Below are 12,509 nucleotides of genomic sequence, written 5' to 3'. Positions count from 1 at the left end.
GCTCATCAGCCCCGGGCAGGCCCTGACAAGGGCTGTCGCCATAAATTGGTGTAGACCTGTCGTGGAGGCTGCGATCAGATCGCCTCCAGCGCTGCCACGACTCCCCCTTTCCCGGGCTCCGGGGCGGCGGCCGGACCGGCCGCACAGACGGCCACCGGGGTGCCGTCGTCCGGCCGGACTGCGCGGAATCTGGCCGATCCGGGCTCCAGGACGTACGCCTGAGCCTCCGCCACATCGAAATACATCCCGTGCAGCACCAGCCCTCCCTCCGCCACCCGTCGCGCGACGCAGGCGTGCGCCCTCAGATGCTCCAGTTGCTGCATCACGTTGATCAGCGCCAGCCGCTCCCCGTCGTCGGCCACCGGCCGGTCGGCCAGCGCGACCTCGCCGCGCCCCAGTCGCCCGATCCGCTCCATCCGCGCCAGCCCGGGGCGGCCGTGGCGCAGCCAGCGTGCCAGCGGCGTCTGCGCCCCGGGTGACGCGGACGAAGAGCCGAGCAGCGCCTGCATCGCCCCGCATCCGGAGTGCCCGCACACCGTGATGCTGCCGACCCTCAGCACCTCCACCGCGTACTCGATGGCCGCGCCCACCGAGTCGCATGCGGCGCCCTCGCCGGGCGGCGGCACCAGGTTGCCCACGTTCCGCACGGTGAACAGATCCCCGGGGCCGCTGGAGGTGATCATGCTGGTCACCAGCCGGGAGTCGGCGCAGGTGAGAAACAGCTGGGTGGGCCGCTGTCCCTCCCGGGCGAGCCGCGCCAGCTCGTCGCGCACCAGCGGCGCGGTGTTGCGCTGGAAGGCACTCACCCCGCTCAGCAACTGCCCGGCGCCCTCTCCTTGTGCGGGTCCGGCCCCGGCCGCCGGGGCGGGGCGGGTGCAGTGGTGGTCGCGCCAGGGTGTCCATGGGCGGCAGGCGGGCGCAGTCGCCGACTCGGCCACCGGCCGCTGCGGCCGATGGAACCGGCGTAGCGAGACGACGACGGCGATCGCGATCCCGGCGATCGCGAAGGCCATCAGCCCGGCGTGCAGCGGAGGGTCTGCGGCAAGCGCGATCTGGTCCAAGAGCTTCAACATTCCCGTCTCCTCCGGGGCTTCGCGGTCGCGAGCGAGGGCGCGGCCGTGGGTCGCGGCGTACTGCGGTGCTGACTCCCAAGCATTGGTAAATGAATCGTAATGCCAGGTAAAGTCGAAGAGAAGCCTTTTGGGGAGGAGTGGGCCGTTGTTCCTTCTATGGGATGAATAGTCAGGTGAGATGACTATCCCGGGCGAGTGGGCGCGCGGGGCAAGTTGGCGGGCGGATGGCTAGGCGGGTGCGGGAGTGGCCGTCGCCCGACCGGCCAGGGCGGACTCGCTCAGGGCGAAGGCCGGATCGACCTGTGCGGCCAGGTCGGCGCCCGTCTTCGCGTTCCCCCAACTCTGCGCGTTCTTCAGGTGGAAGTGCACCATCTGGCGGGTGTACCGCTGCCAGTCCCGCCGCTCGTAGGAGGCGTCCACCGCGTCGTGCAGCGTGCGCAGTGCCTCGCGGTTGGGCTCCTCCAGTTCCGTGAAGCGCGGCGCGCGGCCCTTCTCCATCGCCCGGACCCAGTCGGAGTGGCCGACGGTGACCAGCAGGTCGTCTCCCACCTCGGCGCGCAGGAAGGCGAGGTCGTCCGGGCCCTGCACCTTGTTGCCGACCACGCGCAGCGCCACGTCGAAGTCGCGGGCGTACTCCTTGTACTGGCGGTAGACCGCGATGCCCTTACGGGTGGGCTCGGCGACCAGGAACGTCATGTCGAAGCGGGTGAAGAGCCCGGAGGCGAAGGAGTCGCTGCCCGCCGTCATGTCGACGACCACGAACTCCCCGCGCCCGTCGATCAGATGGTTGAGGCACAGCTCGACCGCGCCGACCTTGGAGTGGTAGCAGGCGACGCCGAGGTCGGACTCGGTGAAGGGGCCGGTCGCCATCATCCGCACCTCCCCGGCGCCGAGCGGGACGGTCCGGGCGCACGCCTCGTAGACGGGGTTGTCCTCGCTGATCCACAGCAGTCGCGACCCCTCGCCGGGCGGCGTCGTCTTGATCATGGTCTCGGCGGAGGCGATCCGGGGGTTCGTCCCGCGCAAGTAGTCCTTGATCAGGGGGAGATGGGCGCCCATGGCGGGCAGTGCGGCGGCCTCCGCCTCGTCGAGCCCGAGTGCCGCGCCCAAGTGCTGGTTGATGTCGGCGTCGACCGCGACGACCGGGGCGCGGGTGGCGGCGAGATGGCGGATGAACAGCGACGACAGCGTCGTCTTGCCGCTGCCGCCCTTGCCTACGAAAGCGATCTTCATGTTCAGAAAGCGTAGGTGAGTGATCCTCTCCCATGAGGGATTTACGTGAAGAAAACCACTCCAACGAGGGGTGCCGGGCCGTGGGTGCGTAGGGTCGTACTCATGAGTACGTCAGCAGATCCGCTCGCCACCCTGGCGGGGCTGCCCGGTGTGGCCGAGTCCGTGGAGGCTGTGCGGACGGCAGTGGACCGGGTCTACGGCCACCGGGTGATGCGCCGCCGCAGCAATGAGGTCACGTCCGAGGCGGCGCTGCGCGGAGCGCGCGGTTCCGCGGCGCTGGCCGGTGCCGACTGGGCGCTCGAAGAAGTCCGCCGTCGCACCGACTTCGGCGCCGAAGGCGAACCGCACACGGTGGGTGCGGCGCTGCGGGTGACCGCCGAGGCCGGCCAGTTGCTGAGCGTCTGGCGGCAGTCGCCGCTGCGGGTGCTGGCCAGGCTGCACCTGGTCGCGGCCGGAGGGGCGGACGATGACGAGAGAATCGGACGGCCCCGGCTGGCGGGCGAACCGGTGCGGGAGCAACTGGTCGGGCCGGAGCCGCCGGACGCCGGCGAGGTGGCGGGCCGGCTCGACGGCCTGGCGCGGCTGCTGCTCGCGGGCAGCGCGGCCCCGGCGCTGGTGACGGCGGCGGTGGTGCACGGCGAACTGCTCGCGCTGCGGCCCTTCGGCTCCTACAACGGTCTGGTGGCGCGCGCCGCCGAGCGGATCGTGCTGGTCGGCAGCGGGCTCGACCCGAAGTCCATCTGCCCGGCGGAGGTGGGCCACGCGGAGCAGGGCGCCGCCGCGTGTGTGGCCGGTCTCGAAGGCTATGTGTCCGGGACGCCCGAGGGCATGGCGGCCTGGATCGGGCACTGCGGACGGTCGGTTGAGCTGGGTGTGCGGGAGAGCACGGCCGTGTGCGAGGCGATGCAGCGGGGAGCGGCCTGAGGCCGTCGGCTCCGGGGCCGGACAGAGTTGCGGCGGCACCACGAGGGTGCCGCCGCTGGCACGTCCGCCGGGTTACCAGTGCGTGCACAGAAATTCGCCCATCAGGCCGGGATCTTCGCCCGTCACCTGGTGCGGCTGGCCCGTAATCGACGGGTCGGCGTCGCGTGGGTGCCCGGCATCCGTGCTCGGTCCGTGGGGCCTTGGTGCGTCTGGGGAGATCCTCCCGGATACCCCTGGTCTCGCGGGCCGTCGATTCCTTTCTACTCCTGCGCGGAGCCAAGTGGAACCCCTTCACCCAGATCTTTGCGGCGTGGTCAAATGCGGGCATAAGGGGTGCGTCGTCGGCTCGCGTACCACACCAGACCGGCGGTGGCGGCGGCCGCGCCGACCGCCGCGATCGCGGCCAGCACCGGCCGCGGTGGCATGGACAGCGAGGGCAGCCGCTGCTTCAGTCGCACCGGGCGGTCGAAGGAGAGGACCGGCCAGCCGCGGGCGACCGCTTCGCGGCGCAGGGCCCGGTCCGGATTCACCGCGTGCGGATGGCCGACCGACTCCAGCATCGGCAGGTCGGTCCCCGAGTCGCTGTAGGCGTAGCAGCGCGACAAGTCGTATCCCTCGGACTCGGCCAGTTCGGCGATCGCCTCCGCCTTCGTCGGTCCGTAGGCGTAGTACTCGACTTCGCCGGTGAAGACCCCGTCCTCGACGACCATGCGGGTGGCCACCACCCGGTCCGCGCCCAGCAGCTCGCCGATCGGCTCCACGACCTCCGCGCCCGAGGTGCTGACAATCACCACATCGCGTCCGGCGGCGTGGTGTTGCTCGATGAGGGAGGCCGCCTCGTCGTAGATGATGGGGTCGATCAGATCGTGCAGAGTCTCCGCGACGATCTCCTTCACCTGCTGGACATTCCAGCCACGGCAGAGTGCTGAGAGGTACTCGCGCAACCGCTCCATCTGGTCGTGATCCGCGCGCCCTGCGAGGAAGACGAACTGGGCATAAGCAGTACGCAGTACGGCTCGACGGTTGATCAGCCCACCCCGGTAGAAGGACTTGCTGAAGGTGAGCGTGCTTGACTTCGCAATGACCGTCTTGTCCAGGTCAAAGAAGGCGGCCGTCCGGGGCAAGGAGTGGTTTTCCACGACGCCGAGCATAGGGCCCACCATTCGGCGTAAGCTGAGGCGCGTGGGTTTGCCTGAGAAGGCTCTCGGGTACACCATGGAAGTCACGGATCGTTCGCGACCGTGCTAACCCGGCCCGACTCCTCCCCCCCCGAGTCGGCCGTGGGGACGACCCCCGCTCTCCCCCCCGGCGGGGGTCGTCGCATGTCCGGACGCTTTTTCGGTCCTTTCACGAGATCTTGCTCCCCTCATCCGGGTCCGAGTGATCTCTGTTCCCTCACAGCCTGAATGGTTACCGTGCGTAATCGCTAGGCTGCACTCCGGAAGTCACCGGTTTAGGTGACTGGGATATTCACAACTGATGAGTTGTCCACGGTTTTGGACCAAGATCCCCAAGATTTTCAGGATCGCGACACGGTGATTCTCCGCGTTGTTTGCACTCGCCGTTCGCGTGAGTGAGAGCGCGTAACGATATGGGGAGGGGACCGTGACTGCATCCATCACACCGGAACGGTCATCACCGGTAGAAGGACAGCGCAGTAGACCGCTGATCATCACCGAGGACGAAGAGCTTCTCGACGATCTGCTGAGGCTGTGCGCGGCCGCCGGAGCCGAGGCCGAAGTGGCCCATGGCGCCCCCACGCGCAGGGGGAGTTGGGAGGGCGCGCCGCTGATTCTCGTCGGGGACGACGCGGCGCCCCGGCTCCGCGGCCGCGTCCGCAGAGCGGGCGTGCTGCTCATCGGGCGCGATCTCGACGACCCCGGCATCTGGCGCCGGGCCGTGGACATCGGCGCCGACAATGTGGTGTTCCTGCCCGACGCCGAGACCTGGCTCGTGGACCGGATCGCCGATGTCGCGGAGGGAGTTGGCCAGCAGGCCCTGACCATCGGGGTCATCGGGGGCCGCGGCGGAGCAGGAGCCTCCACCCTCGCCTGTGCCCTGGCGGTCACAGCGGCCCGCTCGGGCCGGCGCACCATGCTCATCGACGGCGACCCGCTGGGTGGCGGCCTCGATGTGCTGCTCGGCGGGGAGGGATCGGAGGGGCTGCGATGGCCCGCCTTCGCCGAATCGCGCGGCCGGGTCGCCGGGAGCGCGCTGGAGGAGTCGCTGCCCGAGCTGCACTCCCTGCGGGTGCTCAGCTGGGACAGGGGCGATTCGGTCGTCATTCCGCCCTCGGCGATGCGCGCGGTGCTGGCCGCGGCCCGACGGCGCGGTGGGGTCGTGGTGGTGGATCTGCCCCGCCGGGTGGACGACGCGGCGGCCGAGGCCCTCGCCCAGGTGGACCTCGGCCTGCTGGTCGTCCCGGCGGAGCTGCGCGCCGTCGCGGCCGCGCACCGGGTGGCGTCCACGGTGGGCATGGTGCTGAGCGATCTGCGCGCGGTGGTGCGGGGGCCGTGCGGGTCCGATCTGGAGGACGAGGAGATCGCCCGGCTGCTCGGGCTGCCGCTGGTCGGTCAACTGCCTCCGGAGCCGGGGCTGCTGGACGCGATCGACGGCGGCGAGCCGCCAGGCGGCAGCGCGGGCGGCCCGCTCGGCCGGTTCTGCACCGAGTTCTGGGCCCGGGCCCTGCCCGGCGCGGGAGGTGTCACCGCATGACCGTCGAAACCCTGGATCTGCTGGACGCGGTGCGGCTCCGGCTGGCGGAGAGCGGTGCCGATCCGACTCCCTCCCGGGTGGCGGCCGCCCTGCGCGAGGAGGGGCGGCTGCTGGGCGACACCGAAGTGCTCGGGGTCGTCGCCGCCCTGCGCTCCGAACTGGTCGGCACCGGCCCCCTGGAGCCCCTGCTGGCCGCGCCCGACGTCACGGACGTGCTGGTCACCGCCCCCGACGAGGTGTGGGTGGACCGCGGCGCGGGGCTGGAGCGCACCGCCGTCTCCTTCACCGACGCGGCCGCCGTGCGCAGGCTCGCCCAGCGGCTCGCCGCGGTGGCCGGGCGGCGGCTGGACGACGCCCGCCCCTGGGTGGACGCCCGGCTGCCGGACGGGACGCGGCTGCACGCGGTGCTCCCGCCGGTGGCCGTCGGATCCACTTGCCTGTCGCTGCGGGTGGTGCGTCCGCGGGCGTTCTCCCTCGCCGAGCTGGCGACCGCCGGGACCGTGCCACCCGGCGGCGCGGAGCTGCTGCGGGCCATGCTGGACGCCAGGCTCTCGTACCTGGTGAGCGGCGGCACCGGGTCCGGCAAGACGACGTTGCTGAGCACTCTGCTGGGACTGGTCGGCCGGGGCGAGCGGATCGTCCTCGCCGAGGACTCGGCGGAGCTGCGGCCCGACCATCCCCATGTGGTCCGGCTGGAGACCCGCCCCGCCAACCAGGAGGGCCGCGGCCAGGTCACCCTGCGGGACCTGGTGCGCCAGGCGCTGCGGATGCGCCCCGACCGGCTCGTGGTCGGCGAGGTGCGCGGCCCCGAAGTCACCGATCTCCTGGGCGCCCTGAACACCGGCCATGAGGGCGGCTGCGGCACCGTCCACGCCAATACGGCGGGGGACGTACCGGCCCGGCTGGAGGCGCTCGGCTCGGCCGCGGGTCTGGACCGGGCCGCGCTGCACAGCCAGTTGGCGGCCGCCCTGTCGGTCGTGGTCCATCTGGTGCGGGACCGCGGCGGACGGCGCAGGATCGCCGAGCTGCATGTGCTCGACCGGGACCGCGCGGGCTTCGTCACCACCGTGCCGGCCGCCGTATGGACCCCGCGGGGCTTCGAGCGGGTGGCGGGCTGGCAGCGGCTCCAGCGGCTGTGCGCACGAGGCGGAGGCGCGTCATGACCGGCACCGGAGGGTACCCCGGGGCGCTGACCCTCGGTGCGGCGCTGCTGTGCGCTGCGGTGGCCGCGTGGCTGCTCACCGGGCGGGACCGCGAGCTGCGCCGGGCCAGGCTGCTCCTCGCGGGCGGCGGGCCCGTCGCGCCCACCGGGCCGGACCCGGCGCGGCGGCTGTCGGAGACGGCCGCCTGGCTCAAGGAGCGCTGGCGGGTCAGGTACGGCGGGCGGATGGGCCGTGAGCTGCTGTGCCTGCCGGTCGGCTGTGTGCTCGCGGTGCTCGGCGCGTCGGCCCTGCCGCTGTTCGCCGCCGTGGCGGCCGTGCCGGTGGTCGGCCGGTGGCTGCGAACCCGGGAGCGCGTCCGGGCCCGCGACCGGCGTGCGGCGGGAGTGATCGAGCTGTGCGGCACCGTGGCGGGCGAGCTGCGGGCCGGGAGGCAGCCCGGCGAGGCGCTGCTGTCCGTGCCCTCGGGGGACCTGGGGGAGCGATGGGGGCTGGTGTCCGCCGCGGCCCGGTTCGGCGGGGACGTGCCCGAGGCGCTGCGCAGGGCGGCCCGGCAGCCGGGCGCGGAGGGGCTGACCGGGGTCGCGGCCTGCTGGCAGGTGGCCGTCGACGAAGGCGCGGGGCTTGCCGCCGGGCTCGACCGGGTGGCCTCGGCGCTGCGCGCCGAGCGCGAGCAGCGGGAGGTACTGCGCGCCAAGCTGGCGGGGCCCAAGGTCACCGTCGCGGTGCTGGCCGTGCTGCCCGTCTTCGGGCTGGTGATGGGAACCGCGCTGGGCACCGAGCCGCTGCATCAGCTCCTGCACACCCCGGTCGGGCTGGGCTGTCTGCTGGGTGGCTGCCTGCTGGAGTGGGCGGGGTTCGCCTGGCTCAGACGGTCGATGCGGGCGGCCCTCGCCCCCGGGAAGACGGTCGGCCGGTGAGCGTCGTCCTTGTCCACAGGCTGGGGATCGCGCTGGCCCTCATGGCCGCCGTCGCGTATGGGGCGATGGCCGTGGTGGAGGCCCGGCGGGACCGTGCCGCCCGGCGGCGGCTGGCGGCTCTGCTGCCGGGCGGGCGAGTGGACGTGGACACCGGTACGGCCCGGAGGAAGGGCCGGGCCCGGGCGTGGTGGCGGGCCCGTGCGGACGAGGGCGCGGCCTTGGCCTGGGCGGCCTCGCTGGGTGTCCTGCTGGCCGGTGTCGTCCTTGTCGGAGGGCCACTGGGCTGGGTGCTGGGGGCGGCGGCCGCGTATGGCGTCAGGCGGTGGCAGCGTCGGCAGGCCGCCACGGGCCGGTCCGGGGGCCGTTCCGGCGGCGCGGGGAGTCAGGCGGCCGAGACCGTGGGGCAGATCCCGCTGGCCGCCGACCTGCTGGCGGCCTGTCTGGCCGCCGGGGCGGACCCGCGCACGGCGGCGGACGCGGTGGGCACATCGCTCGGCGGCCCGGTCGGCGAGCGGCTGGTCCGGACCGCCGCGGAGCTACGGCTGGGAGGCGAACCGGCCGCCGCCTGGGGGCGGCTTGGCGCACTGCCCGGCGCGAGCGGGCTGGCGCGCGCCCTGGAGCACGCCGGGACCACGGGCGCCCCGGCAGTGGAGCCGGTGTCCCGCATCGCCGCCGACTGCCGCGCCGAGCAGGGGAGGGAAGCGGCCCGACGCGCCGATCGGGCGAGCGTGCTGGCGACGGCCCCGCTCGGGGCCTGCTTCCTGCCCGCGTATCTGCTGATCGGCGTGGCCCCGGTGATGACCGGTCTCGCGGGCGGTCTGGCGGGCCACATCTGAGCACGGCGCCTCGCGCTGCCCGACGCGGCACGAGGAGTTCGTTTCTGTACGGCGAACGGCGAAATGACATCTACGAGGGGGACCGAAATGATCAGGAAGTGGTGGGTCCGGCGGCGTGCGGCGGTGCGTGCGAGGGCCGAGGCGGGCATGGCCACCGTTGAGTACGCGATGGGGACGCTGGCGGCGTGTGCCTTCGCCGCGGTGCTGTACAAGGTGGTGACCAGCGGGACCGTCAGCGGTGCGCTGCAAGCGGTGATCGGACGGGCTCTCGATGCGCCGTTCTGAGTCGGCGCCCAGGGCCGGGCGGGCGCGAGGGGCCCGCAGGGGGTCGGACCAGGGCTTCGTCACCGCCGAGGCGGCGGTCACCCTGCCGGTGCTCGTCCTGTTCGCCCTGATGCTGATCTGGGGCCTGATGGCCGCGTCCGCGCAGATGAGTTGCACGCACGCGGCCGTGGCCGGGGCGCGGGCGGCGGCCCGGTCGGAGTCGCGGGACGCCGTGCTGGCCGCCGCCCGAGCGGCAGCACCGCGCGGCGCGCGGGTGGAGCTGTGGCGGGACGGAGACCTGATGCGGGTACGGATCCGGACCCGTGCGGTCGGCCCCGGCCCGCTGGCGCTGCGGCTGCACGCGGAGTCGGCCGCCCTCGCCGAGGACACGGTGGGCGGGGCCGGTGCGGGGCGGGGGAGGGCCCCGTGAGGTGTTCCGTACGCGGTGCGGGCGGCCTCTGGGCAAGCGATCGCGGGGCAGGTGGCCGCGGGGTGGGTGACCGCGGGTCGGCGACGGTGTGGGCGGCGTTCGCCGCGACGGCGCTGTGCGCGGTGTTCGCCGTCGTGCTGACGGCCGGGCAGGTCATGGTGGCGCGTCACCGGGCCGGTGGGGCCGCCGACCTGGCGGCACTCGCCGCGGCGGACCACGGCCTGGAGGGGCCCGGTGCGGCGTGCCGACTCGCGCGGCGGGTGGCCTCCGCCCAGGGCGCGCGTGTGGTGCGGTGCGCTCTGAGCGGCGAGATCGCGGATCTGACGGCGGAGGTGCGGGCCGGGCCGTTCGCCCTCCGGGCCCGGTCGCGAGCAGGCCCCGTCGACACCCCCGTACCCGGTCCCGCAGCCGGTCCTGGCGGGCGCCCGGCAGACCAGGGCGTCCGGGAGCAGGCGGCGGGTGCCGGGGCCCGGTCAGTCCTCGGTGGGGGGCTGGTCCGGGGCTTTGGCCAGGAGCGTCGTCAGCAGACGGATGGCGGCCCGCTTGTCGAGCGGATCGTTCCCGTTGCCGCACTTCGGGGACTGGATGCAGGACGGGCAGCCCGCTTCGCATTCGCAGACCGCGATCGCCTCGCGGGTGGCGGTCAGCCAACTGGCGGCCGTGTGGAAGGCCCGTTCGGCGAAGCCCGCCCCGCCGGGGTGGCCGTCGTACACGAAGACCGTCGGCAGCAGCGTGTCGGGGTGCAGGGGGACCGACACCCCGCCGATGTCCCAGCGGTCGCAGGTCGCGAAGAGCGGCAGGATGCCGATGGAGGCGTGCTCGGCGGCGTGCAGGGCGCCGCCGAGGGCCTGGGGGTGGACCCGGGCGTCCTCCAGCTGGTCCTCGGTCACGGTCCACCACACGGCCCGGGTGCGCAGCGTGCGGGGCGGGAGGTCGAGCTTGGTCTCGCCCAGCACCTCACCGGTGATCAGCTTGCGGCGCAGGAAGGAGACCACCTGATTGGTGACCTCGACGGATCCGAAGCACAGCCGCGCGTCCCCCCACGGGATCTCGGTGGTGGTCTCCAGGATGGAGATCGCGGTGGTGTCGCGGGCGGTGGTCGAGTACGGCGGACTGGCCTCCTCCACGAGCGCGACCGAGTCCTCCAGGTCGAGCTGCCGGACGAGATAGCTCAGGCCCTGGTGGAGGTGGACGGCGCCCTCGTGGACGGTGGTGTGGGCAGCCGAGGCGTCCACGGTGCCCAGCAGCCGCCCGGTCGCCGCCTCCACGACCTGGACCGGGCTGCCGCCCTCCCCGCGGATGTCGGTGAGGTCGGCGGCGCGCTCGCGGCGGGTCCAGTGCCAGGCGGTCGCGCGGCGGCGCAGCAGCTTGCGCTGCTCCAGCTGCGGCAGCAGCTCCTCGGTGGCGGGGCCGAAGAGGTCCAGGTCGGCCTCGGTGAGCGGCAGCTCGGCGGCGGCCGCGCACAGGTGCGGCGCGAGGACGTACGGGTTGTCGGGGTCCAGGACGGTGGACTCGACGGGCTGCCGGAAGAGGGCGTCGGGGTGGTGGACGAGATAGGTGTCCAGCGGGTCGTCCCGGGCGACCAGGATCGCGAGGGCCCCCTGCCCCGCGCGGCCCGCTCGCCCCGCCTGCTGCCACAGGGAGGCGCGGGTGCCGGGATATCCGGCCAGGACGACGGCGTCCAGACCGGCGATGTCCATGCCGAGTTCGAGGGCGGTGGTGGCGGCGAGGCCGAGGAGGTCACCGGAGTGCAGGGCCCGCTCCAGGGCGCGGCGCTCCTCGGGGAGATATCCGCCGCGGTAGGCGGCCACCCGGTCCGGCAGGGACCGGTCGACATCCGCCAGCCGTTCCTGGGCGATCAGGGCGATCAGCTCGGCGCCGCGCCGGGAGCGCACGAAGGTGACGGTGCGGACGCCCTGGACGGCCAGGTCGGTGAGCAGGTCCGCGGATTCGGCGGTTGCCGTGCGGCGCACGGGGGCGCCCTGCTCGCCGTGCAGCTCGGTCAGCGGCGGCTCCCACAGGGCGAAGACCACCTCGCCGCGGGGCGAGGAGTCCTCGGTGATCGCCGTGACCGGTACCCCGGTCAGCCGGGTCGCCGCCACGGCCGGGTCGGCGGAGGTGGCCGAGGCGAGCAGGAACACGGGCGAGGAGCCGTAGCGGGCGCAGACCCGCCGGAGTCTGCGCAGCACCTGGGCGACATGGGAGCCGAAGACACCGCGGTAGGTGTGGCACTCGTCGATGACGACGTAGCGCAGCGCGCGCAGGAAGGAGGACCATCTGGGGTGGCCCGGCAGGATGCCCCGGTGGAGCATGTCGGGGTTGGTGAGCACGTAGTTCGCGTACTGGCGGACCCACTCGCGCTCCTCCACCGGCGTGTCGCCGTCGTAGACCGCCGCCCGCACACCGGTGCCCAGCGGGGCGGTGAGATCGGCCACCGCGCGGCGCTGGTCGGCGGCGAGCGCCTTGGTGGGCGAGAGGTACAGGGCGGTCGTGCCCCGCCCGCTGGGCTCCTCCGAGCCGTCCAGCAGGGTGCTGAGCACCGGGGCGAGATAGGCCAGGGACTTGCCGGAGGCGGTGCCGGTGGCCACGACCACGGATTCCCCGCGCAGGGCGTGGTCGGCCGTGCGCGCCTGATGGGCCCACGGGCGCTCGATTCCGGCGGCCCGGATGGCGTCGATCACTTCCGGCCGGATCGGCGAAGGCCAGTCGGCATGGCTGCCGAGACGCGGGGGCAAGTGCTCCGTATGAGTGATGCGCGCGCCTCGGCCTGCTCCGGTGCCGAGCCGGTCGAGAACGGCCCGGGGCGAGGGGCGTATGCCCGCCTGCCGCGGGAGTTGGTTGTGGGCCATCGACACCGAGTGTGTCACTGGTCTGACGGACAATGGGCTCAAGGCGTCGTGCACGCCTGCTGGTAAGTGATTGAATGCCATCGCGGCTGCCGATCCATGGGGGGC

The 12,509-nt window shown here is 73.5% G+C and carries 10 protein-coding genes and 2 pseudogenes; 8 read left to right on the top strand and 4 right to left on the bottom strand.

Going from position 1 to position 12,509, the window contains the following annotated elements; genetic code table 11:
• Positions 1-74 precede the first annotated feature (74 nt).
• Positions 75-953 (bottom strand): annotated as a pseudogene (locus ACH4TL_RS14155) (carbonic anhydrase); the annotation flags it as partial.
• 348 nt (positions 954-1,301) lie between these two features.
• On the bottom strand, positions 1,302-2,306 hold the full coding sequence (locus ACH4TL_RS14150; protein WP_398313836.1) for an ATP-binding protein: 1,005 nt from the start codon (positions 2,304-2,306) through the stop codon (positions 1,302-1,304).
• Between the two features lie 102 nt (positions 2,307-2,408).
• On the opposite strand from ACH4TL_RS14150, the gene ACH4TL_RS14145 reads away from it, so the two are divergent.
• Complete coding sequence (locus tag ACH4TL_RS14145; RefSeq protein ID WP_398313834.1) at positions 2,409-3,230, top strand: oxidoreductase; 822 nt, start codon at positions 2,409-2,411, stop codon at positions 3,228-3,230.
• A 314-nt stretch (positions 3,231-3,544) separates the two neighbouring features.
• Here the strand turns inward: ACH4TL_RS14145 and ACH4TL_RS14140 are convergent, their stop codons facing one another.
• A complete protein-coding gene (locus ACH4TL_RS14140) occupies positions 3,545-4,381 on the bottom strand; it encodes an HAD family hydrolase (RefSeq protein WP_398313832.1) in 837 nt (278 codons plus the stop codon).
• A gap of 454 nt (positions 4,382-4,835) precedes the next feature.
• Between ACH4TL_RS14140 and ssd the strand changes: the two genes are divergently transcribed.
• The 7 genes and pseudogenes from ssd to ACH4TL_RS14105 all read left to right on the top strand — a co-directional run.
• The gene (gene ssd / locus ACH4TL_RS14135) at positions 4,836-5,945 is read left to right on the top strand and encodes a septum site-determining protein Ssd (RefSeq protein ID WP_398313830.1); all 1,110 of its coding nucleotides are present in this window, start codon (positions 4,836-4,838) and stop codon (positions 5,943-5,945) included.
• On the top strand, positions 5,942-7,108 hold the full coding sequence (locus ACH4TL_RS14130; RefSeq protein ID WP_398313828.1) for a TadA family conjugal transfer-associated ATPase: 1,167 nt from the start codon (positions 5,942-5,944) through the stop codon (positions 7,106-7,108). Before ssd ends, ACH4TL_RS14130 begins: the two co-directional genes overlap by 4 nt.
• Entirely contained in the window at positions 7,105-8,025 is a 921-nt protein-coding gene (locus tag ACH4TL_RS14125) for a type II secretion system F family protein (RefSeq protein WP_398313826.1), read from the top strand. Before ACH4TL_RS14130 ends, ACH4TL_RS14125 begins: the two co-directional genes overlap by 4 nt.
• On the top strand, positions 8,022-8,861 hold the full coding sequence (locus ACH4TL_RS14120) for a type II secretion system F family protein (protein WP_398313824.1): 840 nt from the start codon (positions 8,022-8,024) through the stop codon (positions 8,859-8,861). The genes ACH4TL_RS14125 and ACH4TL_RS14120 overlap by 4 nt, the downstream gene beginning before the upstream one ends.
• A gap of 87 nt (positions 8,862-8,948) precedes the next feature.
• Positions 8,949-9,146 (top strand): DUF4244 domain-containing protein, encoded by a 198-nt coding sequence (locus tag ACH4TL_RS14115; protein ID WP_398313822.1) that lies wholly within the window; start codon positions 8,949-8,951, stop codon positions 9,144-9,146.
• Positions 9,133-9,555: a TadE family type IV pilus minor pilin gene (locus tag ACH4TL_RS14110; protein WP_398313820.1), complete on the top strand. Its 423-nt coding sequence runs from the start codon at positions 9,133-9,135 to the stop codon at positions 9,553-9,555. The genes ACH4TL_RS14115 and ACH4TL_RS14110 overlap by 14 nt, the downstream gene beginning before the upstream one ends.
• Positions 9,552-9,875: pseudogene (locus ACH4TL_RS14105) on the top strand (Rv3654c family TadE-like protein); the annotation flags it as partial. The gene ACH4TL_RS14110 and the pseudogene ACH4TL_RS14105, both read left to right, overlap by 4 nt.
• Positions 9,876-10,028: 153 nt before the next feature.
• Here the strand turns inward: ACH4TL_RS14105 and ACH4TL_RS14100 are convergent.
• Positions 10,029-12,485: a DEAD/DEAH box helicase gene (locus ACH4TL_RS14100; RefSeq protein WP_398313818.1), complete on the bottom strand. Its 2,457-nt coding sequence runs from the start codon at positions 12,483-12,485 to the stop codon at positions 10,029-10,031.
• Positions 12,486-12,509: the final 24 nt, after the last annotated feature.

This window comes from Streptomyces sp. NPDC021115, assembly GCF_044333065.1.
GTDB lineage: Bacteria > Actinomycetota > Actinomycetes > Streptomycetales > Streptomycetaceae > Streptomyces.
Note: the sequence above shows the minus strand (reverse complement) of the source record. Positions and strands in the feature narration are given on the sequence as shown.

Bases quoted from the DNA above. Each gene is read 5' to 3' on its own strand.
- ACH4TL_RS14110 (WP_398313820.1), top strand. From the start codon at position 9,133: ATGCGCCGTTCTGAGTCGGCGCCCAGGGCCGGGCGGGCGCGAGGGGCC.
- ACH4TL_RS14140 (WP_398313832.1), bottom strand. From the start codon at position 4,381: ATGCTCGGCGTCGTGGAAAACCACTCCTTGCCCCGGACGGCCGCCTTC.
- ACH4TL_RS14130 (WP_398313828.1), top strand. From the start codon at position 5,942: ATGACCGTCGAAACCCTGGATCTGCTGGACGCGGTGCGGCTCCGGCTG.
- ACH4TL_RS14125 (WP_398313826.1), top strand. From the start codon at position 7,105: ATGACCGGCACCGGAGGGTACCCCGGGGCGCTGACCCTCGGTGCGGCG.
- ACH4TL_RS14115 (WP_398313822.1), top strand. From the start codon at position 8,949: ATGATCAGGAAGTGGTGGGTCCGGCGGCGTGCGGCGGTGCGTGCGAGG.
- ACH4TL_RS14145 (WP_398313834.1), top strand. From the start codon at position 2,409: ATGAGTACGTCAGCAGATCCGCTCGCCACCCTGGCGGGGCTGCCCGGT.
- ACH4TL_RS14150 (WP_398313836.1), bottom strand. From the start codon at position 2,306: ATGAAGATCGCTTTCGTAGGCAAGGGCGGCAGCGGCAAGACGACGCTG.
- ACH4TL_RS14100 (WP_398313818.1), bottom strand. From the start codon at position 12,485: ATGGCATTCAATCACTTACCAGCAGGCGTGCACGACGCCTTGAGCCCA.